23 protein-coding genes are annotated in these 24,612 nt (G+C 60.0%); 17 read left to right on the top strand and 6 right to left on the bottom strand.

Annotation, left to right across the window (positions count from 1 at the left end):
- The first annotated feature begins 1 nt into the window (after position 1).
- The 3 genes from ACR0IV_RS08335 (at position 2) to ACR0IV_RS08325 (ending at position 2,443) form a co-directional block, all read left to right on the top strand.
- Positions 2-802 (top strand): thioesterase family protein, encoded by an 801-nt coding sequence (locus ACR0IV_RS08335; RefSeq protein ID WP_480657069.1) that lies wholly within the window; start codon positions 2-4, stop codon positions 800-802.
- 70 nt (positions 803-872) lie between these two features.
- Positions 873-1,520, top strand: a complete 648-nt coding sequence (locus ACR0IV_RS08330; RefSeq protein WP_480657070.1) for a DUF1007 family protein — start codon at positions 873-875, stop codon at positions 1,518-1,520.
- A complete protein-coding gene (locus ACR0IV_RS08325) occupies positions 1,505-2,443 on the top strand; it encodes a nickel/cobalt transporter (RefSeq protein WP_480657071.1) in 939 nt (312 codons plus the stop codon). The genes ACR0IV_RS08330 and ACR0IV_RS08325 overlap by 16 nt, the downstream gene beginning before the upstream one ends.
- 2 nt (positions 2,444-2,445) lie before the next feature.
- Here ACR0IV_RS08325 and truA read toward each other — a convergent pair whose 3' ends face one another.
- On the bottom strand, positions 2,446-3,213 hold the full coding sequence (gene truA, locus ACR0IV_RS08320; RefSeq protein WP_480657072.1) for a tRNA pseudouridine(38-40) synthase TruA: 768 nt from the start codon (positions 3,211-3,213) through the stop codon (positions 2,446-2,448).
- Positions 3,214-3,320: 107 nt separating this feature from the next.
- Here truA and ACR0IV_RS08315 point away from each other — a divergent pair, with 107 nt between their 5' ends.
- From ACR0IV_RS08315 to ACR0IV_RS08270, 10 genes are all read left to right on the top strand, one after another.
- Positions 3,321-4,736 carry a YcjX family GTP-binding protein gene (locus ACR0IV_RS08315; RefSeq protein ID WP_480657073.1) on the top strand — a complete coding sequence of 472 codons (1,416 nt, stop codon included), beginning with the start codon at positions 3,321-3,323 and terminating at the stop codon, positions 4,734-4,736.
- Positions 4,733-5,188: an N-acetyltransferase family protein gene (locus ACR0IV_RS08310; RefSeq protein ID WP_480657074.1), complete on the top strand. Its 456-nt coding sequence runs from the start codon at positions 4,733-4,735 to the stop codon at positions 5,186-5,188. The genes ACR0IV_RS08315 and ACR0IV_RS08310 overlap by 4 nt, the downstream gene beginning before the upstream one ends.
- Entirely contained in the window at positions 5,181-6,170 is a 990-nt protein-coding gene (locus ACR0IV_RS08305; RefSeq protein ID WP_480657075.1) for a YcjF family protein, read from the top strand. The genes ACR0IV_RS08310 and ACR0IV_RS08305 overlap by 8 nt, the downstream gene beginning before the upstream one ends.
- Before the next feature lie 54 nt (positions 6,171-6,224).
- Positions 6,225-6,935: a VIT1/CCC1 transporter family protein gene (locus ACR0IV_RS08300; protein ID WP_480469111.1), complete on the top strand. Its 711-nt coding sequence runs from the start codon at positions 6,225-6,227 to the stop codon at positions 6,933-6,935.
- Between the two features lie 95 nt (positions 6,936-7,030).
- Positions 7,031-8,335, top strand: coding sequence for an SDR family oxidoreductase (locus ACR0IV_RS08295; RefSeq protein WP_480657076.1), 1,305 nt, complete (start codon positions 7,031-7,033; stop codon positions 8,333-8,335).
- Positions 8,335-8,814 (top strand): DUF2269 family protein, encoded by a 480-nt coding sequence (locus ACR0IV_RS08290; RefSeq protein ID WP_480657077.1) that lies wholly within the window; start codon positions 8,335-8,337, stop codon positions 8,812-8,814. The genes ACR0IV_RS08295 and ACR0IV_RS08290 overlap by 1 nt, the downstream gene beginning before the upstream one ends.
- Positions 8,815-8,911: 97 nt before the next feature.
- Positions 8,912-11,602, top strand: coding sequence for a DUF2339 domain-containing protein (locus tag ACR0IV_RS08285; RefSeq protein ID WP_480657078.1), 2,691 nt, complete (start codon positions 8,912-8,914; stop codon positions 11,600-11,602).
- 163 nt (positions 11,603-11,765) lie between these two features.
- Positions 11,766-14,684, top strand: a complete 2,919-nt coding sequence (ileS, locus tag ACR0IV_RS08280; RefSeq protein WP_480657079.1) for an isoleucine--tRNA ligase — start codon at positions 11,766-11,768, stop codon at positions 14,682-14,684.
- 134 nt (positions 14,685-14,818) lie between these two features.
- Positions 14,819-15,274 carry a methylated-DNA--[protein]-cysteine S-methyltransferase gene (locus ACR0IV_RS08275; RefSeq protein WP_480657080.1) on the top strand — a complete coding sequence of 152 codons (456 nt, stop codon included), beginning with the start codon at positions 14,819-14,821 and terminating at the stop codon, positions 15,272-15,274.
- A 77-nt stretch (positions 15,275-15,351) separates the two neighbouring features.
- The gene (locus tag ACR0IV_RS08270; RefSeq protein WP_480469117.1) at positions 15,352-15,819 is read left to right on the top strand and encodes a hypothetical protein; all 468 of its coding nucleotides are present in this window, start codon (positions 15,352-15,354) and stop codon (positions 15,817-15,819) included.
- A gap of 2 nt (positions 15,820-15,821) precedes the next feature.
- Here the strand turns inward: ACR0IV_RS08270 and ACR0IV_RS08265 are convergent, their stop codons facing one another.
- The 4 genes from ACR0IV_RS08265 to fsa all read right to left on the bottom strand — a co-directional run bounded on the left by ACR0IV_RS08265 (position 15,822) and on the right by fsa (position 19,056).
- Entirely contained in the window at positions 15,822-16,517 is a 696-nt protein-coding gene (locus ACR0IV_RS08265; RefSeq protein WP_480657081.1) for a CDP-alcohol phosphatidyltransferase family protein, read from the bottom strand.
- Between the two features lie 66 nt (positions 16,518-16,583).
- Entirely contained in the window at positions 16,584-17,504 is a 921-nt protein-coding gene (locus ACR0IV_RS08260; protein WP_480657082.1) for a tyrosine recombinase XerC, read from the bottom strand.
- Entirely contained in the window at positions 17,501-18,208 is a 708-nt protein-coding gene (locus ACR0IV_RS08255; RefSeq protein WP_480469120.1) for a DUF484 family protein, read from the bottom strand. The genes ACR0IV_RS08260 and ACR0IV_RS08255 overlap by 4 nt, the downstream gene beginning before the upstream one ends.
- Positions 18,209-18,402: 194 nt before the next feature.
- Entirely contained in the window at positions 18,403-19,056 is a 654-nt protein-coding gene (fsa, locus tag ACR0IV_RS08250; RefSeq protein ID WP_480469121.1) for a fructose-6-phosphate aldolase, read from the bottom strand.
- Between the two features lie 59 nt (positions 19,057-19,115).
- Here fsa and ACR0IV_RS08245 point away from each other — a divergent pair, with 59 nt between their 5' ends.
- The 4 genes from ACR0IV_RS08245 (at position 19,116) to ACR0IV_RS08230 (ending at position 24,040) form a co-directional block, all read left to right on the top strand.
- The gene (locus ACR0IV_RS08245; protein WP_480657083.1) at positions 19,116-21,341 is read left to right on the top strand and encodes a primosomal protein N'; all 2,226 of its coding nucleotides are present in this window, start codon (positions 19,116-19,118) and stop codon (positions 21,339-21,341) included.
- Between the two features lie 79 nt (positions 21,342-21,420).
- Positions 21,421-22,653, top strand: coding sequence for an MFS transporter (locus tag ACR0IV_RS08240; protein WP_480469123.1), 1,233 nt, complete (start codon positions 21,421-21,423; stop codon positions 22,651-22,653).
- Positions 22,654-22,718: 65 nt separating this feature from the next.
- Positions 22,719-23,591 carry a 50S ribosomal protein L11 methyltransferase gene (locus ACR0IV_RS08235; protein ID WP_480469124.1) on the top strand — a complete coding sequence of 291 codons (873 nt, stop codon included), beginning with the start codon at positions 22,719-22,721 and terminating at the stop codon, positions 23,589-23,591.
- 104 nt (positions 23,592-23,695) lie between these two features.
- Positions 23,696-24,040 (top strand): hypothetical protein, encoded by a 345-nt coding sequence (locus ACR0IV_RS08230; protein ID WP_480469125.1) that lies wholly within the window; start codon positions 23,696-23,698, stop codon positions 24,038-24,040.
- Positions 24,041-24,145: 105 nt separating this feature from the next.
- Here the strand turns inward: ACR0IV_RS08230 and ACR0IV_RS08225 are convergent, their stop codons facing one another.
- Positions 24,146-24,361 carry a DUF1127 domain-containing protein gene (locus ACR0IV_RS08225; RefSeq protein ID WP_480469126.1) on the bottom strand — a complete coding sequence of 72 codons (216 nt, stop codon included), beginning with the start codon at positions 24,359-24,361 and terminating at the stop codon, positions 24,146-24,148.
- Positions 24,362-24,612: the final 251 nt, after the last annotated feature.

The following is a 24,612-nucleotide window of genomic DNA, read 5'->3' as shown; positions in this document are numbered from 1 at the left end:
GATGGCATTGGATGTGTTGGGGCAAGCGTATTTCCATCAGAATGCGCAGGGTGTGTTTGTCGGCAATGATCCCGCGCGCGGGCCGTGGTCTGCGGATCACTGCCACGCGGGGCCTGTCAGCGGTCTGGTCGTGCGGGCGGCAGAAACCGAAGTGGGCCCTGACAAGATGCTGACCCGGCTGACGGTCGATCTGCTGCGTCCGCTGCCTTTGGCGGGCCTGAGGGTTGCCGCCGAGACCACGCGCCATACCAAGACGCTGGCGACCACGTGGGTTACGGTACATGACCTTGATGACACGCTTTGCGCCACGGCCACCACGATGCACATGATACGCAAAGATCTGGGGTCAGTGCCCAATGTCGACCTACCCGCGCCGCGGGTTGAGGATATGGTCGACGGGCCGTTCCCAATTGGTGAAATGCGGCATGATCTGCCGGGCTTCGCCCATCATTCCCAAATCGGTTATCCCGCAGGCGGCAATCAGGGGGCGGGGCCCAAAACCGTCTGGATGCGCACGCCTCCATTGCTGGACGGAGAAGAGCCGTCGCCTATTCAGGCCCTTTGTCCGCTGGCTGATTGCGGCAATGGTATCTCGTGGAACGCGCCCACGACCGAGATGGGGTTCATGAACACGGATCTAACGGTGCAAATACACAGAGAGCCTGTTTCGGATTGGCTGGCTTCAGAGTCGATCTCGCATTGGCAACCCTCTGGCATCGGCATGTCGCAGTCGGTGCTGTTTGATACGCAGGGGCCAGTCGGGACGGCGCTGCAGACATTGGTCCTGTTCCCGCCGGGCTAAGGCGGCGGGTTTCTGCACGATTTCGCGCAATCGGATTGCCGATGCCTGTCGTCTGGCCTATCTTTTTGCCATGCGTTGGCTTGCCCTCTCTCTGACCTGCTGCCTGCCGATTCCGGCCTTGGCTCACCCGCATGTCTTCATCGACACGGGGTTGGAATTTATTGTGGACGACGCAGGCAATCTGACCCATGTGCGCGTAACTTGGGCCTATGATGAGTTCTACTCGCTACTGGTTCTCGAGGAATACCGTTTGGATCAGGATGCAGATGGCGTCCTGACCGAAGCAGAAGAACAGCAACTGTCGGGTTTCGATGCGCAATGGGTCGATGGTTACAACGGCGATCTGGTCATCCGCATGGGCGAGACCGTCGTCCCGCTTTCTGGTCCGTTGGAGCCTCAGGCCACGACCGAGGATGCGCGCATCGTCACCACCCATCTGCGCGCGGTCGAAGGTGGGCCGGTTCCGGCAAACGCCTTGTCGATCAAAGCCTTCGATGAGAGCTTTTATACCGCATATGAAATGACCCGTCCCGTCACGGTCTCGGGCCCTACGACCTGTGAGGTCGAGCGGACCGACCCGGATATAGATGCAGAGCTGGCGCAGATGCAGGCATTCTTGCTGACGCTCGATACAAATTACGATCTGGAGGAAAATGATATCCCGCTGGTCGGCGAGAAATTCGCAACCGAGATCCGGCTTTCATGTCCAAATACCTGATCGTTCCCGTCGCCATCGCTTGCGGGGTGCTTGTGTGGTTCTGGGGCAGCGGCGGATTTGACCATCTCGCCGCCTGGGCCGCCGGAGAGCAGCGGGAATTCCAGAACCAGATCGCCCGCGCCCTGCGCGCGGCGCGCGCTGAACAGCCCGAGGCTGTCGCGACGCTGCTGACTGTCTGTTTTGCCTATGGGTTTTTCCATGCCATCGGGCCGGGCCACGGCAAGGTCCTTATCGGAGGTTATGGGCTGGGTCGTCGCTTGGCGTTCTGGCGGCTGTCCGCGATCAGCGTCCTTTCTAGCCTTGGGCAAGCCGTAACCGCCGTTGTGCTGGTCTATGCAGGGGTTCTGGTATTCCAGATGTCGCGCGAGTCGCTGGTGGGCACCACCGAACAAGTCATGGCACCGATCAGCTATGGCGCGATTGCTGTGATTGGCTTGTGGCTGGTCTTTCGCGCGCTTCGCAGTTTCGCGCGGCGTCACAAAAACCGAGCATCGCATATGCATGACCACGATCACCATGCGCATGATCATGACCACCACCATCACAATCATGAGGTCTGCTCGGATTGCGGCCACCGCCATGGTCCGACCGCGGAAGAGGTCGCTCAGGTCGGCAGCCTGCGTGAGGCGCTGGTTCTGATCGCAGGCATCGCCGCACGCCCCTGCACAGGCGCGTTGTTTGTGCTCATCCTGACATGGCAAATGGGTATCGCGATGGTTGGTATTGCAGGCGCGTTCGCCATGGCGCTAGGTACCGCAACTGTCACGACTCTGGTCGGGTGGACGTCCTTTGGGCTGCGCGGTGGATTGTTGGCCTCAGCCTCGGCCACGCGCTTTGCATCGGTGCTGGCCCCGACCATCGAACTGGTGGCAGGTCTTATCATCGCCGTGATTGCAAGCGGGCTTTTGATGCGCGCTTTGTAATCTTAGTCGAAAACCGGCTCAGGATACCCGACCCGTGCCAGATAGAGCCCCTGCGGGGGGCAAACCGGGCCACAAGCCGCACGATCAACCGCCTCCAGAGCATCGCACACATGCTCCGGCATCCATGCGCCGGCCCCCACACGCTCTAACGTGCCAACAAAGCTGCGTACCTGATTGTGCAGAAACGACCGGGCGCGGACGTGGAAATGGATTTCGGTGCCCGAGAAGCCTTCAACCTGCTCTACGCGCAGTTCATCCAGTGTTTTGACCGGGCTGGCTGCCTGACAGATGGAGGATCGGAAGGTAGTGAAGTCATGTCGTCCGATCAGCATATCCGCCCCGGCCTGCATCGCGGCGACGTCCAGAGAATGATTGATCTGCCAGACCTGCCCCCGATCATGGGTCGCAGGGGCACGGCGCATCAGGATGCGGAACAGATATTGCCGCTCAAGTGCCGAGAACCGCGCGTGCCAGTCATCATCGACCCGCGCGGCTTTAAGAATGGCGACAGGTTGCGGCTTGAGGTGATAGTTCAACGCCTCGGACAGGCGGAACGGATTCCAGTCCTTGGCCAGATCGCAATGGGCCACTTGCCCCAACGCGTGAACGCCCGCGTCAGTACGACCGGCGGCGGCGATGGTGTGGTCTCCGGGTTCGATCTGCGACAGGGCCTGTTCGATCGCCCCCTGAACTGAGGGCAGTTCTTTCTGCCGTTGCCATCCGGCGAACGGTTCCCCCTGGTATTCGACTTTTAACGCATATCTGGGCATGGGGCGCTGGTATCGCGCCTTGGGCGGGCGGGCAAGAGGGCGAAAGCTCTGGCATGTGCCGCGACCGCTACCTATCTTGGGCCAAACGATAATTGCGAGGCGACGGCTTGGTCATCTCATCATTGGCAGACAGCTTGGTACGCGGCGTCGAATCCGTGGGCGACCGCGTGTCTGAGGCATTCTTTGAGCCGGTCATCCGGTTGGGCGTCACGGGTTTGGCACGGTCGGGCAAGACGGTGTTCATCACATCTCTGGTGGCCAACCTGCTGGATCGAGGCCGCATGACCAGCCTTGTTGCGCAGCAGGAGGGGCGGATCACCGCCAGTTATCTGCAACCGCAACCCGACGATACCGTGCCCCGGTTTGATTTCGAATCCCACTTGGCCGCTCTGACCGGTCCCACTCCGCACTGGCCGGACAGCACCCGCGCCGTGTCCGAACTGCGCTTGTCGTTCAAAGTCCAGCCTGCGGGGTTGTTGTCAGGTCTGCAGGGGCCTCGCACGCTGCATCTGGACATCGTGGATTATCCCGGCGAATGGCTGCTGGATTTGGCCCTGCTGGACAAATCCTATGAGGCTTGGTCGCGGGATACGCTGGACCATATTTCGAACCGTCCACAGGCCGAGGCATTTCTGGCTAAGGCTCAGGCGGTCGACCCAATGGCCCCACATGATGAGCCGCAGGCCCAGGACCTTGCTCGCCGCTTCACAGCCTATCTGAACGCCGCGCGCGAGGCAGGGTTCTATGATTGCACTCCCGGTCGGTTCCTTCTGCCGGGGGACCTCGCTGGTTCCCCTGTGCTTACCTTCGCGCCTTTGTCGGTGTCGGAGGCGTCGCGCCGCCGGTCCCTGCATCGCGAGATGGAGCGGCGTTATGAGGCTTATAAATCGCAAGTGGTCAAACCTTTCTTCCGGGATCATTTTGCCCGGATCGACCGGCAGATCGTTCTGGTCGATGCGTTGGGCGCGATCCACAAAGGCCCGCAGGCGGTCGAGGATATGCGCCGCGCAATGGCCGATATCCTGTCGGCCTTCCGCCCCGGTCGCAACGCATGGCTGAACAAGCTGCTGCTGGGCAAGCGGGTCGAGCGTATCCTGTTTGCCGCCACCAAAGCCGATCACCTGCACCACCTGCAGCATCCGCGCCTGACCGCAATCATCGAAGCCCTGACCCGTGAGGCGCGTGATCGCGCCAGTTTTGCCGGGGCTGAGACGGCGGCGCTGTCGCTGGCCTCGCTCCGGACCACCACGGAAGAGATGCGCAGCCATAACGGCGTCGAACTTCCTTGCGTGCGCGGCACCTTGCTGGACAGCGGCAAGCAGGCGGCTTTTTATCCCGGTGATCTGCCAGAAGACCCGGCCCATCTACTGGGCCCTGCGCGCAACGGGGCTGAGGGTTGGTTGGACGAGGATTATGGTTACATGGCCTTTGCGCCCGCCCATCTGACCCTGAACCCTGGCGACGGACCCCCGCATATCCGGCTGGACCGAGCCGCGCAGTTTCTGATCGGAGATCGGCTGTGACCGCGATCCTCCGCCCTGCGCGCAGCACTGATGCCGGAACCACAGGCGCGATTCTGCATGGGTTCGCGCGCGAGAACGACTGGATGCCGGAATTGCATTCCGAGGCTGAAACCATCGCGTTTTGTGGCAAGATGATCGATCTCGGCTGGGTCACGGTGGCTGAAATGCGGGGGCAGGTGGTTGGATTTCTTGCGCTGAACGGGGATGAGGTGCAGTCATTCTATCTGGCAGCCCCGGCGCGCGGACAGGGGATCGGGCAGAAATTGCTGGATCACGCGAAAGCACAACACACAGAGCTCAATCTCTATGCGTTTCAGGCCAATCACCCCGCCTGCCGCTTCTATGAACGCAATGGATTTGCCGAGGTTTCACGCGGCGATGGGTCCGAGAATGACGAAAACCTACCCGACATCAAATATATCTGGAAACGCAAGGAGGTGACCGATGGCTAAAGGTCCGGTCCTGATCGATCTGGAAGACGATGCCCCGGCGGCTGACGTTTCAACCGCACCTCCGGTACCCGATATCACGCCGCCTCAGGGGCAGGCGATGCAAGCAGCTGTTCGGTTTGCGGCACGGAAACCTTCGGCCTTGGCGCGCTGGTTCTGGGGTTTGGCTCTTGCGGTCGTGGGGGCGGTGGTTTCGGTCGCGACTTGGGATTTCGCCATCTCGCTACTTGAGCGCGCGCCAATTCTGGGTTGGATCGTTACCGGCCTGATTGCCGCTCTGCTGCTGGTCGTGCTGATCATTGCGTTGCGTGAACTGGCTGCAATCAGCCGTCTGTCTCGCGTGGACGGGCTGCGCCGCGCTGCTGATACCGCATTGGCGGATGAAGACCTGTCGCAAGCTCGCGCCGTCACCAATCGCCTGATCACATTCTACAACGGACGCGACGAAACGCGCTGGGGTCGAGATCGCCTGAAGGAGCGGATGGGCGAACAATTCGATGCTGCAACCCTGCTGACCTTGGCCGAAGACGAGCTTCTGGCCCCGCTGGATGCTGCCGCCAGCCGCGAGGTCGAGGCCGCAGCCCGGCAGGTCGCGACCGTGACCGCTCTGGTTCCGCTTGCGCTGGCTGATGTCGCGACGGCGCTGGCAAGTTCATTGCGCATGATCCGGCGGATTGCGGAAATCTACGGCGGGCGCGCAGGTGCCTTGGGCAGTTGGCGCCTGACCCGCGCCGTATTCGTGCATCTGGTCGCAACCGGTGCAGTGGCGGTTGGGGATGATCTGCTGGAACCGATTTTGGGCGGTTCAGTCCTCAGCAAACTGTCCCGCCGGTTCGGCGAGGGGCTGGTCAATGGCGCGCTTACTGCCCGCGTGGGCGTTGCCACGATGGAGGTCTGCCGCCCGCTGCCTTTCTCGGCACGCCACAAACCCTCGACCCGCGGCATGATCAAACGCGCGCTCAGCGGGCTGTTTTCCAAGACTTGATCTGGCGCAAGGCCGTGTCTGGTGCCGTCCTGCATAAACAGGGCGGAGCCAGCCATGACCGACCACGGCCACAGTCAGCAAGAGATTTCCGAGCGGATTAACGCCCCTCCGGGGCGTGGGGTGCTGCGCGATGTGGTATATGGCGGCATCGATGGTTCGGTCACAACCTTCGCCATCGTTGCAGGTGTCGCAGGCGCGGGGTTATCGCCTTTTGTCATTGTTGCCCTCGGGCTGGCCAATGTGCTGGCGGATGGCTTTTCGATGGCGGCGGGGAATTATTCAGGAACCAAAGCCGAACTCGACAACATCTACCGGATCCGCGCGATTGAAGAACGGCATATCAAGCTTTATCCGGATGGAGAGCGCGACGAAGTAAGGGAAATCCTTGCACAAAAGGGCCTCTCGGGCAGCGTGCTGGACGAGGCGACGGATGAGATCACCTCCAACCATGACAACTGGATCAACCTGATGATTGAGGGCGAATATGGGTTGGGAAGCGTCGATCCACACCCTCTCAAAGCCGCGATGGCGACATTCTTTGCCTTTCTGGTCGCGGGGATGATCCCGCTGCTGCCGTTCCTTTTGTCGATCGCGAATGCATTCACCGTGTCGGCCTGGATGACGGCAGGTGTGTTCTTTGCCATCGGCGCGATGAAAAGCCGTTGGTCCCTTGCGCCGTGGTGGCGGTCAGGTGGTGAAACCCTGTTGATCGGAGGGGCTGCGGCGACCATCGCCTATTGGGTCGGATCACTGTTTCACCCGTGATGGGCAATGGTGTCGCAGATGTAAGACCAAAGCTGGTGCGGTCTGTATGACCCGCTAGGGTGTTTCAAACAGCTCCGATGAGACAGGCGTTTATCATGCGCGAGACAAAAACCGTATTGGTTCTGGGTGCTTATGGCTTCATCGGCGCATCTGTTGTGAGGCGATTGCGAGCCGAGGGTATTGCGGTCAGGGGTTTGGTGCGAAACGTCGGCATCGCTACTCGGGTTTTGCCAGATGTTGAACTTATCCAGGCTGATCTTCGAACGCTCACGCAGGTGCGCGACTGGCAGGCCATCCTGCGCGAGATTGAAATCGTGGTGAATTGCTCCGGGGCATTGCAGGATGGCGGGCAGGACGATCTGCGCGCAGTGCATCAGCTGGCAATCGCAGCTCTGGGACAAGCCTGCACGGACAACGGGGTGGCGATCATTCAGGTCTCGGCCATCGGGGCCTCGCCTGACGCTACAACCACATTCATGCGCAGCAAGGCCGAGGGCGATGCAGCCCTGCGCGCCAGTGGTGCCGTATTGTGGGTGCTCAGGCCCGGTCTGGTCATCGGGCAGAGCGACTATGGCGGCACCGCTCTGCTGCGCATGCTGGCGGCGGTGCCTGTCGTGCAACCCGTCGCTTATCCGCAGACACCGGTTCAATGCGTCGGCATGGAGGACCTATGTACCGTGATCCTCTCATGCGTTCAGGGCGATCTGCCCGAAGGCGACTATGATCTGGTTGAAGACAGTCCACACACGCTGGCTGAGGTTCTGGCGGCCACCCGCCATTGGCTTGGGTTTCCCGTCGCACACCGTGTCATATCGGTGCCTTCCGTACTAATCAAAGCGGTTGCTGGGGCTGCCGACCAGCTCGCGCGGCTGGGGTGGAGGTCGCCCTTGCGCAGCACCGCGATGAAGGTGATGGAACAGGGCGTCGTGGGTGACCCTGAACCTTTCCGCGCTGCGACTGGTCGGTCCCTGCGCGGACTTGGTGAGATTTACGATAACTTAACCTGTGCGCGTGAACATCGGTTGAGCGCTCGGATGACATTGCTGATGCCTGTAGTGATCGGAGCACTATGCCTGTTCTGGCTGCTGTCGGGGCTGATTGGCCTGACAGGGCTGTCGCAGGCATCCGAAGTTCTCATCCGTGCCGGGTGGTCCGCCGGATGGGCAGGTACAAGCGTCGTGCTGTGGTCGCTGGTTGATATCGCATTGGGGATGGCGTTGCTGTGGCGGCCTTGGGCGGCGCGAGTTTGTCTGGCTCAAGCCGCAGTCGCCGCTTTCTATTTGATTGCGGCGACACTGTTCGTGCCTGCGCTATGGCTCGATCCGCTGGGACCTCTACTCAAGGTCATCCCGGCGCTTTTGCTGTCCGTGACCGCAATCCCCATGCTTGAGAGCCGCTGATGGATCCCGACCTTATCCTGCGTTGGTTACACGTGATCGGGGCTTGCGTATTGCTGGGAACCGGCGCTGGGATTGCGTTCTTCATGTTGATGGCACATCGCACAAAGGACGCACGCGTTATTGCCCACACTGCGGGTATTGTTGTGCTGGCCGATCTGCTGTTCACGAGCTCGGCGGTCGTGCTGCAGCCTCTCACAGGCTTTCTGCTGGCGTGGCGGCTTGGATGGTCGCTTGGTGAAGGTTGGCTGCTGATGTCGATCCTGCTTTATGTCGTGACCGGCATGTTCTGGCTGCCGGTGGTTTGGATACAAATCCGCCTGCGCACTTATGCGCAGCACGCTGCAAGCATCGGTAGCGAACTCCCGCTGGCCTATTTCCGTCTGTTTCGCATCTGGTTTGCCTGCGGCATACCAGCTTTTATCACGGTATTGGCGATCCTGTGGCTGATGCTTACGCGACCCGATCTTGCGTTGTTTTAACCTACCTGAGCAACTGGTCGTAGGTATCGGGATTTCCAGACTATTAACCTCAGCGCGCGAAGCGTAAATTCGAGACATCGCCGCGCGGAGGTCTCGATTGGAATCCTTGCTTGTCCTTGTTGGTCTTATCGTATTGGCCATTCCTGTTTCGATCATCGTTTTGTTGGTCGGTCAGTCCCGGTTACGCAAGCGGGTTGAGCAGTTGGAGCGGCAACTAGCCGGGCAATTGCCTGAGCCCCCTGCTGAGACCGAGGCTCCGGTTGAACCGGTTGCAACGGAGACCAAGCCAGGACCATGGGCGGCACGACCAAAAGAGGAAGTCTTCACCGAAGAGCCTCAGGAGCCCCCCGATGATGTGCCCTCTGCCGCGCTCGTCTTGCGCGAGGACCGTTTTGCAGCGCTTGGCGCATGGCTGCGCGAGAATTGGTTTTACGCGGTCTCGGCGTTGTCATTGGCGCTGGCAGGGATATTTCTGGTTCAGTACGGGGTCGAGAACGGATTGCTGCCTCCGACCGCGCGCATTGCAGCCGCTTTGATCTTTGGCGCAGTGCTGATCACAGCCGGAGAAGTGGTGCGCCGTCGCTTTGGCGATGACGAAAGTGCCGCGACCGCGTATCTGCCTTCGGTTTTCTCGGGCGCCGGACTGGTGACGCTGTTCGGTGCCATTCTGGCCGCGCGTCAGCTGTATGATCTTATCAGCCCCGAAATTGCCCTGACTGGTATGGTTGCCGTTGCCCTGATCGGTTTGGTGCTTGGCTGGTTCCACGGCCCGCTGTTGGCAGCGGTTGGCCTGATCGGAGCCTTCGGGGCCCCCTTTGTCGTTGGTGGATCGTCAGATGACCCCACGTGGCTCTATGGTTATTTCTTCGTGATCGCCGTTCTCGGGCTGGGTATCGACACGGTCCGGCGCTGGGCCTGGATATCCGTGCTGACGCTTGTCGGAGCTTATGGCGCGGCGTTTCTTTTGGTGCTGTCCTCACCGCTCACCGAGCCCGGATACCTGACCTGCATTACAGCCTTCGCATTGATTGCCATCGCGATCCCGGTCCGGCGTTTCTGGCCCAACCACTCCGGTCCGATGATCGCTGAAGTGGTTCGACGACGGAAAGGTGATCCCTGGCCCGAGTTTCCTACTCGATTAGCCTTTGGTGCGGTCACGGCCAGTTCGGTGATCCTGTCGGTGCATTGGGCGGATTCGGCCAGCGAGTTTTGGCTGGGCGTGATGCTGCTGGCCGGACTGACGTTGGCTCTGATTCTATGGGCAAAAGATGCACGTGCGTTGCAGGATCTCACGGTGCTGCCTGCGTTGGGGTTGATCTGGTTTGTACTGGCGCACGGATTAGAATTTGGCGCAGCGGCGCGTATTTTTGCAGATACTTATGCGGAAACGGTTGAGGCCGATTTCCCGCTGATTGTCACTCTGCTGGTGGGATTGGGTGCCTTGATTTCGGTATTGGCGGCCTCGCGATCTTTCTCAGGCGGACGCGTGGCTGTGATCTGGGCTGGGGCCGCAGTTTTGTTCGCGCCGCTGATGGCGATTGCGCTCGAGGTTGGGTGGCGTCCGGCTGAGGTGATCGGAGCTTACCCTTGGGCACTACACGCCATCGCACTGGGGGCGATAATGGTTGTTCTGGCCGAGCGTTTTGTGCGGGTGGACGGAGATAACCGCATGCGGGCTTCTCTGGCCACGCTTTCAGCGCTGTCCTGTCTGAGCTTTGCCTGCATCATCGTACTCAGTTCAGCCGCGCTGACAGTTGCATTAACCGTCATGATCGTTGTGGCCGCAGCGCTGGATCGGCGTTTTGCATTGCCGCCAATGAGCTGGTTCATCTGGGCCGGAGTGCTCACGGTGACGGTCCGGCTGGTACTGGATCCGGGCCTGGATTGGGCCAACACCGCACTGCTGGCCGAAATGGTGCTGGTCTATGCCGCCGCCGTGGTCGGGTTCGTGGCGGGCTGGGCTTTGCTGAGGCCACTGAACCGACCCATCGCGTCCCTGCTGCTGGAAAGTGCGGCTTGGGCAACGGCGGGCATCCTACTGTCGCTGCTTCTGTTGCGCTGGCTTGAGGGGTTCGGCGAAGGTGGGGCGAAAGACAGTCACTGGGGGCTGAGCCTGCTGGCGGTGATCTGGTTGCTGCTGGCCTATGCGCAGGTTCAGCGCTTCTCACTCGGCGGCAAGCTGAACTACGCGCGCTATCTGCTGGCCGGTTTTTTTGCCGCGCACGGGATCGCGCGATTGGTGCAGGCTTTGTCCGAGGCGAATCCGTTGCTGAATCCGCTGACAGATCCCGTGCTTGGCCCGCCGGTTCTGAATACCCTTGCGGTGGCTTATCTTGTTCCTGCGCTGGCCATCGGCTTTTCCGCTTGGCGTATTCCAACGATGCCGGTTTTGCTGAGGCAGGCCAGCTATGGGGGCGCCTGCGCTCTGGCCGCTGTCTGGCTGGGGCTGGCGATCCGGCATGTCTGGCAGGGCGCTGGTGGCATGTTCGAGGGCAATGGCGTCACGCAGCCCGAGCTTTACACCTATACAATCACCTTGCTGGTGGTTGGGGGTGCGCTGTTCTATCAGTCGCTGGCACGCCGATCCGATCTGATGCGCAAGGCAGGGCTGGCCGTGATAGGGCTGGCCGTGGCCAAGGTGTTTCTGATCGATATCGCAGGGCTGGGCGGGCTGATCCGGGTCTTTTCGCTACTCGCGCTGGGCCTCGCACTGGCGGGGTTGGCGTGGCTCAATCGCTGGGCCAAACTGCGCCATTCGCCGCAAGGCTCGGAACCTCTGGACCATTAGGCTGTGGCGTCCTATAAGCCCGCCATGCATGACCGTTTGGCCATCATTATTCGAATTATATCCCCGGCGCTCTGATATCGCGAGACGCCGGGCAAAGGTGCTTGAGATATCGCACTGACCGCTTCGATCCATACACGACCCGAACATCCTGAGGACGCCCCAAATGTGCGCCGACACGACCCAAGCACCTGATTACAAAGACACGCTGAACCTGCCCAAAACCGAATTCCCCATGCGCGCCGGATTGCCCAAGCGCGAGCCCGCATGGCTGGAGCGTTGGGAAAAGATCGGCGTCTACGATCGCCTGCGCGAGAAAGAGGGCCGCAAACCCTTTACCCTGCATGACGGCCCTCCTTACGCGAACGGTCACCTGCATATCGGTCACGCGCTGAACAAGACCATCAAGGACATGATCGTGCGGTCGCATCAGATGATGGGCTTCGACTCGCGCTATGTACCCGGCTGGGATTGCCACGGCCTGCCCATCGAATGGAAGATCGAGGAGCAGTACCGCAAGAAGGGCAAGAACAAGGATGAGGTGAACGTTGTCGACTTCCGTCAGGAATGCCGCAAGTTTGCCGAAGGCTGGATCGACATCCAGCGCGAAGAGTTTAAGCGCCTTGGCATCACCGGAAACTGGCCCGATCCCTATATCACAATGGACTATCACGCCGAGGCCGTAATTGCGGATGAGTTCATGAAGTTCCTGATGAATGGGACGCTTTATCAAGGCTCGAAACCCGTGATGTGGTCGCCCATCGAGAAGACGGCTCTGGCCGAGGCCGAGGTCGAGTATCACGACAAAGAAAGCTTCACCATTTGGGTGAAGTTCAAGGTCGTGAACACGGGCGATGTAACGCTGGACAATGCCTATGTGGTGATCTGGACGACGACCCCATGGACCATGCCGTCGAACAAGGCCGTGGTGTACGGTGAGGACATCTCCTACGGTCTCTACGAGGTTACAGGTCGCCCCGAGGAATGCTGGGCGCGGATCGGTGAGCGTTATCTGCTGGCCGATGATCGCGCGGCGGACGTGTTTGCGCGCGCGCGTCTGGATGACTCGATGTACCGCCGTTTGTGCGATGTCACGCAGGAAGATCTGGCCAAGATCCAGCTAACCCACCCGCTGGCTGGGGCTGAGGGCAGCAATGGCGAATGGGACGACATCCGCGATTTCCGCGCTGCTGAGTTTGTGACCGATACCGAAGGCACCGGTTTCGTCCATTGTGCGCCGTCGCACGGGATGGAGGAATTCGAGCTCTACCGCGATCTGGGCATGCTCGAGCAGGTCATCACCTATAACGTGATGGACGATGGCTCGTTCCGCGCCGATCTGCCGTTCTTTGGCGGCAAGTACATCCTGTCCCGTAAAGGCGGCGAGGGTGATGCGAACAAAGCGGTCATCGACAAGCTGGCCGAGGTTGGTGGGCTGCTGGCGCGCGGCAAGATCAAGCACAGCTACCCGCATTCATGGCGCTCGAAGGCGCCGATCATCTATCGCAACACGCCGCAATGGTTTGCCTCGGTCGACCGCAAGCTGGACGATGGCATGGGTGAGATGGGCGACACGATCCGCGAACGCGCCCTGCGCTCGATCGACGAGCTGGTGAAGTGGACCCCGCAAACAGGCCGCAACCGCCTGTATTCCATGATCGAAGCGCGTCCGGATTGGGTTCTGTCCCGCCAGCGTGCCTGGGGTGTGCCGCTGACCTGCTTCACCAAGAAGGGTGCGCTGCCCACTGACGCAGATTACCTGCTGCGCAACGAAGAGCTGAACGCCCGCATCAAAGCGGCGTTCGAGAAGGACGGCGCGGATATCTGGTACACCGATGGGTTCAAGGAAAAGATCCTCGACGGCATCGCCAATCCGGATGACTACGATCAGGTGTTCGACGTGCTGGATGTGTGGTTCGACTCTGGCTCGACCCATGCTTTCGTTCTGCGTGATCGTGAGGATGGCACCGAGGACGGCATCGCTGATGTCTATATGGAGGGCACCGACCAGCACCGCGGGTGGTTCCATTCCTCGATGCTGCAGGCTTGCGGTACCAAGGGTCGTGCGCCGTACCGTAATGTGGTGACGCACGGCTTTACGCTGGATGCCAAGGGCAACAAGATGTCCAAATCGCTGGGCAACACCATCGTGCCTGAGGAAGTCGTCAAGCAATACGGCGCCGATATCCTGCGGCTGTGGGTGGCTCAGACCGACTACACCGCTGACCAGCGGATCGGGCCCGAGATCCTGAAGGGTACCGCCGACAGCTATCGCCGCCTGCGCAACACCATGCGATTCATGCTGGGCTCGCTTGCCGACTTCACCGAGGCTGACCGGGTGGAGCCGCAGGATATGCCGCGTCTGGAACGTTGGGTGCTGAGCCGTCTGGCCGAGCTGGATGAACAGGTGCGCAAAGGCTATGCCGCGTTCGACTTCCAGGGCGTATTCAGTGCGGTGTTCACCTTTGCCACGGTTGACCTGTCGTCCTTCTACTTCGACGTCCGTAAGGATGCGCTCTATTGCGATGGCGATACGTTGCGCCGCCGTGCTGCGCGAACTGTCCTCGATATCCTGTTCCACCGCCTGACCACATGGCTGGCACCGGTACTGGTCTTCACCATGGAAGAGGTCTGGCTGGAGCGTTTCCCCGGCGATGACAGTTCTGTTCATCTGGTGGATTTCCCCGACACACCCGCCGACTGGCGCGATGCAGAGCTTGAGGCCAACATGGCCAAGGTGCGCCGCGTGCGCCGCGCCGTAACCGCCGCTCTGGAAGTGCAGCGGCAAGAAAAGGTCATCGGTTCAAGCCTTGAGGCCGCTCCGATCGTCTATGTCGCGGATGCGGAAACGCGCGATTTGCTGGCCACCTTCGATGTGGACGATCTGTGCATCACTTCGGGATTGACCGTCACGGGAGATCCAAAACCCGCCGAAGCATTCCGTGTGCCGGAAATCGAAGGTGTCGGAGTGGTGTTCGAGAAGGCCGAAGGGGCGAAATGCCAGCGCTGCTGGAAGATCCTCCCCGACGTCGGACTTCACGCGCATTCGGGTGTCTGTGGACGGTGTGACGAAGCACTAAGCTAAATCAGCGGCGGAGCGCATTTGGTAGGGCCTATTGTCAGGCCCTCCCGCGCTCCGACGCATTTTTGAACGGAAGACGCAGTGGTAGCGCATGATCCGGGTTGCGCTTTACCCGCAAACACTGTCAGCATCTGGCCATGCCTATGATTGCTGTGGATACCCGGTTCGGACGCCTTGGGATTGAAGAAGAGGGCGGGGCGGTAACGCGCCTTGTCTGGAACGGTCGTGATGAGGGTGCCAGGACACCCTTGTTACTAGAGGTGGCGGCGCAACTTCGGGCCTATGACGAAGGGCGACTAACGCGGTTTGATCTGCCCTATCGTGTGGATGGGTCTAGGTTTCAACAGCAGGTTTGCGACATCATGTATGCCATCCCGTTTGGTGAGACGCTGACCTATGGTGATATTGCCAAGCAGCTGGGACAGCCAGCGCAGCCCGTGGGTCAGGCCTGCGGTGCAAATCCTATTCCCGTGATCATTCCATGTCACAGGGTTTTGTCTGCAACGGGGTTGGGAGGGTTCTCTGGAGCCGGAGGGGTTGAAACCAAAGTGGCTTTGCTGCGCCATGAGGGCGCCGCGAGCCTATTGATCTGAGACCGCAAATAGCTGTTGCAATCAGGGAGGCGCGGTTCCAACTTATACGAAATACCGAATTTGAAGGACCTGATCATATGACCGGCCAGACAGACCCTGCAGCACGTAAGAAAGCCATTATCGATCACCTGATGTCGCTTGAGGCGGAAGAGCTTGCGACGGCGCAGGCCCATTACGATGCGTTCCTGAAGGATTCCCAGCTGGATGACCGGGAAGGACACGATAAGGACGATATTGCCGCGTCGCGCGAAAATGCAGACCTGGCTGCGGCTTTCGACGCGCCGGTGCATGCGCATCATGCCAAGATCGACGTAATCGAAAACACTGATTTCAGTTTGACCGACAGGGTGCAGCCTGGTGCCGTGGTTAAGTTCAACAACCGATGTTTCGTGGTTTGCGTGTCGACCACACGGTTCGAGGTGGACGGGAAGACCTATATGGGCATTTCAACCCAAAGCCCGATCTATCTGGCTATGACTGGCCTGCAGGAAGGGGATGTGTTCACCCACAACGGTACCGAATTTGAGGTGCAGGAGGTTCTGTAACCTCAGGCCTTGCGCGGCGGGATGATCTGCTGCGCAATACCCGCGAAGACCAGATAGAGGCTGGTGATCACCAGACCCCAATGGGCCCAGCTTTCGGGGTGGAAATCAACCCATGCAGCCCAGCCGGCAAAGAAGGTCCAGCCGAAGGCCATGGGTAGTGTCAGGGACCGCCAACGCTCGGTTCTGACCGGATGGACGAACTTCAGCGGGACGAACATCGCGATCGACAGTAGTGTCACCAGCATCAGGATCACCCAGAAATTCGGCTCAAGCGCGAAGATCACGATGACGAACATGTTCCAACAGCCCGGGAAGCCAGAGAAAGAATTGTCTTTGGTTTTCATGCGCGTATCAGCGAAATACATTGCGCTGGCGAAGGTGATGACAATGATGGCAAACCAGCCTGTCCATCCGTCCATCAGGCCCGATTTGAACAGCGCAAAAGCCGGGATGAAAACGTAAGTCAGGTAGTCGATGATCAGGTCCAGAAGCACTCCGTCAAACTCGGGGGCGTTCTTTTTGACGTGGTAGTGACGTGCCAGCGGCCCGTCGATCCCGTCGACGATGAACGAGACCACCAGCCAGAGATACATCAGGCTCCATTTCTCCTCGACAGCGGCCAGCATGGCCAGCATCGCGAAAACGGCTCCAGTAGCAGTAAATAGATGAACGGCAAGAGCTTTGAATCTGAGTGTCATGGGCGTGTCATGTACGATGCGTGCGGCAGATGCAAAGCAAAAAGACGTACGGTGAAGGGATTTACGTCAGGCTTTGGGATGGGCGCGATTGTAGACTTCCATCAGGCGGGCGGTGTCCACGGCGGTATAAGTCTGAGTGGTTGAGAGAGAGGCGTGGCCCAATAACTCCTGAATCGCCCGCAGATCACCTCCGGCGGATAGAAGATGGGTGGCAAAGCTATGGCGCATGGCATGGGGGGTGGCGGTTGCAGGCAGGCCGAGTTGCATGCGTGCCTTGGCCATCACACCCTGGATTGCGCTCGGGTTCAGCGCGCCACCGCGGACGCCTCGGAACAAAGGGGCCTCGGGCGATTGGGGGTGAGGACAGAGCCGCAGATAGCGGTCGACAGCTGCGCGGGCAGCAGGGATGACCGGGACGATCCGCTCTTTGTCACCTTTGCCGAGGATGCGGAGTGTTTCTGGTAGCGGTGCGTCCTGTCCCGTCAGCGACAGGGCCTCGGAGATGCGCAAGCCGCAACCGTAAAGCAAGGTCACGACCGCGACATCGCGCGCTGCGACCCAATCCGAGGTCGACTGCATCTCGACCGTTTCGATCATGGCGCGGGCAGCGTCCTCGGCCAGAGGGCGGGGGAGCTTCTTGGTGAACTTGGGCGCGCGCGTGGATAGGACGGCGGTGGGCTCGAACCCTTCCCGTTCGGCGAGCCAGCGGTAGAAGCTTTTGACAGCTGAAAGCTTGCGGGCAAGCGATCGTGCGCCGACGCCCGAACCGCGCTGATCTGCCATCCACGCCCGCATATCCGAGACGGTGATGCGTTCGAGCGCGGCCAGCCCCTGTCGTTCGCTATGGTGCAGGGTCATGAACGAGAGGAACTCGGTCACGTCCCCACGATAGGCGTTCTGGGTATTCTCGGACCGGCCTTCTAGCGCCCGCAGGCTGTCCAGCCAGTGCTGTAATGCATCGCGACAGGCTGGTGAAATCAGGCTCACGACAGCCAGTGGCGCATGGAGCGTTCGAATACGCCTGCGAAGAATGACAGAAGATCGGTACCCAATTGCGGCGTGAAATGCCGTGGATCGCGGGCGCCCATGACGATCATGCCGGGCAGCCGACCGGTGCCGAGGTCCAGCTTGAGGCAGGCCTCGGACCGCAAATCCTCGGCTTGTGTGCCATAGACCTGAGGGTTGGGGCGGCTGATCTCGCGCAGAGTGACATCTCGCGTGGCGCCGCTACGGTCGGTGCTGAGATAGCCGTCGATAAAGTCAGGCTCAACGATGGTCAAAACACCGCCCAGCTGAGCCACGGCGGGATCGTCCTGAACGACGGTGGTTTCCAGCACCAAAGTAATGTGATCGACGCGCAGGATTTCGGCGACGTCATTGCCCAGAGCGCGCAGGAAGTCTTCGAACACCGTGGGCTCCAGCAAGCGCAGAATGGCGCGGTGGACCTGATTGGTGCCCGCCAAGTTCTCATAGGCTGCTGCGATGACCGAGCGGTGGGTGTCTTCCAACCGGTCCAGACGTTCCTCGAGCCGCTGCATCGCGATTCCGCGCAGATCGATAACGTTATCGCCGCGCGCCTGTTCGTTGGCGGCAACAAGAGCCTGCATCAGGTCTTTGTCATCCAGAACGGCGTCAGGCTCGGCCAGAATCGCCGCGCGGAGGTTGTCTTTCAATTTGGGGTCGCTGCTCATGTCCCGTCCGGTCGTTTTTTGTTTTGCGGGCTTATACCATGAGTTGCCGGATTTGCCTTGGGAAAAATGCACGCAAAGGGCGAAATTCGTTTGCGCTGTGGCGGGGCTCCCGCCCGCCATGTGCTGATCAGAGATCAGCTTTGGCCGTTGGGCCGGGCGCGATGCCTGACGGCATCGCGCGGCAGCACTAGTGATCAGAGGATTTTCTGACCGGTTTTGGCCCAATCGGCCAGGAAGGTTTCCAGACCTTTGTCGGTCAGCGGATGGTCGGCCAGTTTTTTGATCACGGCGGGCGGCGCAGTGATCACGTCGGCACCGATGCGGGCACTGTCAGTCACATGGTTCACAGTGCGGATCGAGGCAGCGAGGATTTCGGTTTCGAACCCGTAATTATCATAAACCTGACGGATGTCTGCGATCAGATCCATGCCGTCGAGGTTGATGTCGTCAAGGCGTCCGATGAAGGGCGAGATGAAGGTCGCGCCCGCCTTGGCGGCCAGAATCGCCTGATTGGTCGAGAAGCACAAGGTCACGTTGACCATCTGACCTTCATCGGTCAGCGTCTTGCAGGTCTTCAGGCCAGCCCATGTCAGTGGCACTTTGACGGCGATGTTCGGGGCGATCTTAGCCAGCTTGCGGCCTTCGGCGATCATGTCTTCGGCTTCGGTGGCGACAACTTCGGCCGAGACTGGACCGTCGACCAGATCGCAGATCTCTTTGGTCACTTCCAGAATGTCGCGGCCCGATTTCAGGATCAGCGAGGGGTTGGTGGTCACGCCGTCCACCATGCCCAGATCGTTCAGTTCGGCGATGGCGTCGATCTCGGCTGTGTCTACGAAGAATTTCATGCGGGCAGTCCTTTGATGGGTTGGCCTTGGTCGCGGATGGCTTTACCCCAAAGAGAGACATGCTGAAACCCCCCGGCCAAGGATATGCGGTGAGCGTTCAGGAGTATTTCGACCAAGGTGAGCTGGTGGCGGTGCTGACCACGCAGCCGCTGGACCGGACGCTGGATTATAAAGCGCCTGAGGGTGGGTGCTTTCTGGGCGCGTTTGTCGAGGTTCCGCTGGGGCCGCGCAAGGTGCTGGGTGTGGTCTGGGGGCCGGGGCGGGGCGGTTTTGATCTGGCCAAGGCGCGGTCGGTGATCCGGGTGCTTGAAGTTGCACCGATGCGCGAAGAGATGCGGGTATTTCTGGGCAAGGTGGCCGACTATACCCTGACACCGATGCCTGCGATGCTGCGACTGGCAACCCGCGCGCCGGGGTTGGGTGATCCTCCATCGATGCGCAAGATCTACCGGTTGGGGGACGCGGAACCGGATCGGATGACCGATGCGCGAACCCGTGTGCTGGAAGTGTTGCGCGAGTATGGCGGGTTGGCCTTCACCTTGAAAGAACTGGCCGAGCAGGCGGGGGTGACTTCGTCCGTGGTCAAGGGGCTGGTGAAACAGGGCGCGGTAAGGGAAGAGGACAGCCCGCGCGATCTGCCCTATCCACATCTTGATCCCGATCTGCCGGGGAAAGATCTGACCGAAGATCAGGCCACCGCAGTTGCCTGTCTTCAAGCCGGGCAGCGGACCGGAGATTACGGCACTACGTTGCTCAAAGGTGTGACCGGATCGGGCAAAACCGAGGTGTATCTGGAGGCTGTGGCCGAAGCGCTACGCATGGGGCGGCAGGCGTTGGTTCTGCTGCCTGAGATCGCTTTGACCGCCGAATTCTTGACCCGCGTTGAGGCGAGGTTCGGCGCGCGTCCGGCTGAATGGCATTCCGGGGCCACCATGACCGAGCGCCGCCGGGTCTGGCGCATGGTTGGGCAGGGGGAGGCGCAGTTGGTCGTGGGCGCGCGGTCGGCATTGTTTCTGCCATTCCGTGATCTGGGGCTGGTCGTCGTCGATGAGGAACACGACACCTCGTACAAGCAGGAAGACGGGGTGCATTACAGCGCACGGGACATGGCGGTTCTGCGGTCCTCAATCTGCGGCGCACGGGTTGTACTCGCCAGTGCGACGCCTTCGCTGGAAAGCTGGGCCAACGCCGAGGCCGGGAAGTACGAGCGGCTTGACCTGACCTCGCGCTTTGGGGCGGCGGTACTGCCTGAGATGAAGCCCATCGACATGCGGGCCGAGCAGATGCAGCCAGGGACGTGGATTTCTCCATCTCTGCGACAGGCGGTGCGGCAACGGATCGAAAAGGGCGAACAATCGTTGCTGTTCATCAACCGCCGGGGCTATGCGCCGGTTACGCTGTGCCGGGCCTGCGGGGAGCAGATCGCCTGTGATCATTGCGATGCGCGGATGGTGGAACATCGGTTCCTCAAACGTCTGATGTGCCACCAATGTGGTGAGACCAAACCGATGCCCGAGGCCTGCCCGTCTTGCGGGGTCGAAGGCAAGCTGGCTCCGGTCGGGCCGGGGATCGAACGGCTGGCGGAAGAGGCCGAGGTGACTTTCCCCGAGGCCAAAATTGCGATGCTCAGCTCTGACCTGTTTGGCTCGGCGCGGGCGCTGAAGGCCAAGATCGAAGAGATTGCCGAGGGGGACGCGGATATTGTCATTGGCACGCAGCTGGTGGCCAAGGGGCATAACTTTCCCAAGTTAACCCTGGTGGGGGTGATTGACGCAGATCTCAGCCTGCATGGCGCTGATTTGCGCGCGGCAGAGCGGACATTTCAACTCATGCGGCAGGTTGCTGGACGGGCAGGCCGGGCGGATAAGCCGGGTCAGGCGCTGTTGCAGACCTTTCAACCGGAACATCCGGTGATCCGCGCCATTCTATCAGGCGATGAGGAAGGGTTCTGGAAAGCCGAAGCCGCCGGTCGACAAGCCGCCGGAGTGCCGCCCTATGGGCGCATGGCGGGCATCGTCTTGTCTGGGCCTGAGGTCGGACCGGTGTTTGACATCGGCAACGCGATGGCGCGAAACGATGCGCCTCTGCGAGAAATCGGAGCGCAGGTATTTGGTCCGGCACCAGCGCCGATTGCGCGCATCCGAGGCAGACACCGCGTGCGCCTGCTGGTCAAAGCCCCCAAAGGTGCGCCCATTCAGGACGCTATCGCACGTTGGATCGCGCCCCTGCGTCTAAAAGGCGACATTCGCCTTGCCGTCGATATCGACCCGCAAAGCTTCTACTGACCCTGCGCCAGTGCAGAGCCAATGTGCGCCGCGCCCTAGGCCCTCGCCAAAGCGCAAAAATGGGCGTAGAGGGAGTCCCATGTTGAAACCCATGCCGCTTTCCGAGGCGAAGAGCCTGCCATTCTGGCGCCGTCCCATGACGCTTCTGTTCATGATGGCGTTGATGATGCCGATCGCGTTCAACGCGTGGAGTGCGCTGCTCAATAACTTCGTCATCGAAGTGGCGAATTTCGACGGGGCCGACATAGGTCTGCTGCACACGGTGCGCGAAATTCCCGGATTTCTGGCCGTTGGTGTGATCGCAGTGATCATCTTTATCCGCGAACAGGTTCTGGCCATGATCTCGCTGATGATGCTGGGGGTTGCGACGGCGGTCACGGCCTGGTTCCCCAGCCTGGGCGGGTTGTTGTTCGTGACGTTGTTCAGTTCGATCGGCTTTCACTATTACGAGACCGTAAATCAGTCACTGCAACTGCAATGGCTGCCCAAGGATCGCGCTCCGCAGATGCTGGGATGGTTGGTGGCGATGGGTTCGGCCGCGACGGCGGTGGTCTATGGGCTGATCGTGCTGACATGGGATCGTTTCGATCTGTCTTATAACTTTGTCTTCATGGCGGCGGGTGGTGTGACTGCCCTGCTGGCGCTGTTCTGCTTGATCGCCTACCCGCAGTTCGAGGCCCCCACACCGCAGACCAAGAAGCTGATCCTGCGCAAACGGTATTGGCTGTATTATGCGTTGCAGTTCATGGCAGGTGCCCGACGGCAGATATTTGTCGTTTTCGCTGGTTTCATGATGGTCGAGAAGTTCGGCTTCAAAGTGCATGAACTGACAAGCCTCTATCTGATCAATCTGATGATCAACATGATGGCGGCGCCTCTTCTGGGCAAAGCAGTGGCCAAGTTCGGTGAGCGCCGCACGCTGATCTTTGAATACACCGGTCTGGCGATCGTCTTCGCAGCCTATGGCGGGATTTATTGGTTCAGCTGGGGCGTATTGCTGGCCGCAATTCTCTATGTGATCGACCACGTGCTGTTCGCACTGGCGCTGGCGTTGAAGACCTATTTCCAGAAAATCGCCGATCCGGCGGATATCGCACCCACCGCCGCCGTGGCCTTTACCATTAACCACATCGCTGCTGTGTTCCTGCCAGCGCTGTTGGGGTTGCTGTGGGTGGTGTCTCCGGGTGCGGTCTTTGGGTTGGCGGCGGCGATGGCGTTGGTCTCTCTGGCCTTGTCCCTGCTGATCCCGCGCCATCCGGAACCGGGCAACGAAACCATTCTGTCGAAATATGCCCCTGCACCCGCCGAGTGAGCACCGCGCTTGACCTTGGCGGCCTCTGGGCCTAGGCGCTGTTTCAAATGAAACAGGAGGCCTCCATGCCCACATTCACCGCGCTGACCACTCTGACCGGCAAGAAAGCGGCCGAAAGCCTGGGCGAAGCCATGGAACGTCTGGAACCCGAACCCACCGGCGTAGGTGTGTTCGAGGTTGAGGATGGTTCGGGTCTGTGGGAAGTGGGCGGCTATTTCACCGAAACCCCGGACGAGGCAGCGCTGGCCCTTCTGGCCACCGCGTTTGAGGCCAAGCCTTTCGTAGTCTCGGAACTACCCGAAACCGATTGGGTTGCCCATGTCCGTCGTGAGCTGGCCCCGGTCGAGGCCGGACGCTTCTTTGTCTATGGCAGTCATGATGCAGATAAGCTGCCCGAAGGCAGCATTCCGTTGCTGATCGAGGCCGCGATGGCCTTTGGCACCGGTCATCACGGAACGACTCTGGGCTGTTTGAAAGCTCTGGATTTTCTTCTGGACCAGGGTTTTTCGGCCTCCAGGGTCGCCGATATCGGGTGTGGTACTGCCGTGTTGGCGATGGCGGCAGCTCGGGTCTGGGATGGCGATATCATCGCCAGTGATATCGACGAGGTTGCGGTCGATGTGGCCGAGGCCAACCTGAGGGCAAATGGTATGGCCGGTCAGGTCCACTGCGTCGAAGCCGCCGGTTTCGATCACCCGGAACTTAAGGCCCACGCGCCTTATGATCTGATCTTTGCCAACATTCTCAAAGGCCCGCTTGTGGCACTGGCCCCCGAAATCGGGGCGAATCTGCGCGCAGACGGTAAGGCGATCCTGTCGGGAATCCTCAATGAACAGGCCGATGACGTGATCTCGGTTTATCTGCAAAACGCGTTCAATCTGGTCCGCAGGGATGAGATTGGTGAATGGACGACGCTAATCTTAAGCAAACAGGGCTAAATCTGGGCCATTTGCAGGAGTTTTGTGGTTTTTTGCCACGTTTTCGTCGCATTCTCTAATTACCGTCTTTGGATGCAATCGGGGGGCGGTTTTCGGAGGCTGCCATGACAGGAAAACAACTCGAATTCGATCAGCGCATCACGCGTCTGAACAAGAAACACCAGAAACTCAGCCGGGGCTATCGGGCCACGATGCGCTCGGATGGACTGGTTGTTATGAAACCTCAGCGGATGAGATCGGCCATCCCGGCGAAGGTTCTGGTTCTTTGTTTGCTGGGTTTCTTCGGTTTCAAAGCATTCTTATTGTCGAATATCGGCGCATCTGCGTATGACACACGCGTTGCAAGCCTGGATCAGGGTACACCCGTTGAAAAGGCCGGAGCCTGGATTATGCAGGCGGATCCGGTTACTCAACTCCTCGCAGCCCAGCTGACCAAGGTTCTTTACTAAGGGTCAGATGTCCCTCCTAACGAAAACACCGCGGGCCATTCGGCGCGCGGTGTTTCTGTTCGCCCCACAGGGAGGAGGAAGGGGCGTGAGTGGTATTGCGTTGTCTTAGTAACGGCGGCCTTCGGCAACAACGTCGATGTCGCCGCGGCACAGACCGATATCGTCCAGCTCGCGGTCGGTCAGACCGCTCAGCGCGTTGCGGGTTGCGCGGGCGTCATTCCATTCTACAACGGCGTTTGCGACCGATGCGAAAGTTACGCCGATACGGCCGACGAGGCCGAATGAGCCAGTGGTGGTGCGGGTGGTATCCAATGCAGCCATATCCTGTTTCCTTCTGGTTTGCGTTAATCTCTGATCTTGCGATCTGACGGGCATCTAGGGATGTATACCGCCCCATGCAAGCGCAGAATTTGCATGTGTCCTATGCGTTTTTTGCAATGCTCGAAATTCATGAAAGCCCCTTAATTCATTGATTAATTCCAGTTTATAAAAGCGTCGAAAACAGACGGATTGCTGTCGCAAACAAGCCTCCATGCTGCAGGTGCGACATGGATGTCGTTTTCAGATCGTGT

This window comes from Ruegeria sp. C2, from assembly GCF_056537765.1.
The sequence above is the reverse complement of the archived record's forward strand: the minus strand, read 5'-3'. Positions and strand labels throughout refer to the sequence as shown.

Excerpts from the sequence above, each read along its gene's own strand:
- ACR0IV_RS08335 (WP_480657069.1), top strand. The coding sequence starts at position 2 with ATGGCATTGGATGTGTTGGGGCAAGCGTATTTCCATCAGAATGCGCAG.
- ACR0IV_RS08330 (WP_480657070.1), top strand. The coding sequence starts at position 873 with ATGCGTTGGCTTGCCCTCTCTCTGACCTGCTGCCTGCCGATTCCGGCC.
- ACR0IV_RS08325 (WP_480657071.1), top strand. The coding sequence starts at position 1,505 with ATGTCCAAATACCTGATCGTTCCCGTCGCCATCGCTTGCGGGGTGCTT.
- truA (WP_480657072.1), bottom strand. The coding sequence starts at position 3,213 with ATGCCCAGATATGCGTTAAAAGTCGAATACCAGGGGGAACCGTTCGCC.
- ACR0IV_RS08305 (WP_480657075.1), top strand. The coding sequence starts at position 5,181 with ATGGCTAAAGGTCCGGTCCTGATCGATCTGGAAGACGATGCCCCGGCG.
- ACR0IV_RS08300 (WP_480469111.1), top strand. The coding sequence starts at position 6,225 with ATGACCGACCACGGCCACAGTCAGCAAGAGATTTCCGAGCGGATTAAC.
- ACR0IV_RS08295 (WP_480657076.1), top strand. The coding sequence starts at position 7,031 with ATGCGCGAGACAAAAACCGTATTGGTTCTGGGTGCTTATGGCTTCATC.
- ACR0IV_RS08290 (WP_480657077.1), top strand. The coding sequence starts at position 8,335 with ATGGATCCCGACCTTATCCTGCGTTGGTTACACGTGATCGGGGCTTGC.
- ileS (WP_480657079.1), top strand. The coding sequence starts at position 11,766 with ATGTGCGCCGACACGACCCAAGCACCTGATTACAAAGACACGCTGAAC.
- ACR0IV_RS08275 (WP_480657080.1), top strand. The coding sequence starts at position 14,819 with ATGCCTATGATTGCTGTGGATACCCGGTTCGGACGCCTTGGGATTGAA.
- ACR0IV_RS08270 (WP_480469117.1), top strand. The coding sequence starts at position 15,352 with ATGACCGGCCAGACAGACCCTGCAGCACGTAAGAAAGCCATTATCGAT.
- ACR0IV_RS08265 (WP_480657081.1), bottom strand. The coding sequence starts at position 16,517 with ATGACACTCAGATTCAAAGCTCTTGCCGTTCATCTATTTACTGCTACT.
- ACR0IV_RS08255 (WP_480469120.1), bottom strand. The coding sequence starts at position 18,208 with ATGAGCAGCGACCCCAAATTGAAAGACAACCTCCGCGCGGCGATTCTG.
- fsa (WP_480469121.1), bottom strand. The coding sequence starts at position 19,056 with ATGAAATTCTTCGTAGACACAGCCGAGATCGACGCCATCGCCGAACTG.
- ACR0IV_RS08245 (WP_480657083.1), top strand. The coding sequence starts at position 19,116 with ATGCTGAAACCCCCCGGCCAAGGATATGCGGTGAGCGTTCAGGAGTAT.
- ACR0IV_RS08240 (WP_480469123.1), top strand. The coding sequence starts at position 21,421 with ATGTTGAAACCCATGCCGCTTTCCGAGGCGAAGAGCCTGCCATTCTGG.
- ACR0IV_RS08235 (WP_480469124.1), top strand. The coding sequence starts at position 22,719 with ATGCCCACATTCACCGCGCTGACCACTCTGACCGGCAAGAAAGCGGCC.
- ACR0IV_RS08230 (WP_480469125.1), top strand. The coding sequence starts at position 23,696 with ATGACAGGAAAACAACTCGAATTCGATCAGCGCATCACGCGTCTGAAC.
- ACR0IV_RS08225 (WP_480469126.1), bottom strand. The coding sequence starts at position 24,361 with ATGGCTGCATTGGATACCACCCGCACCACCACTGGCTCATTCGGCCTC.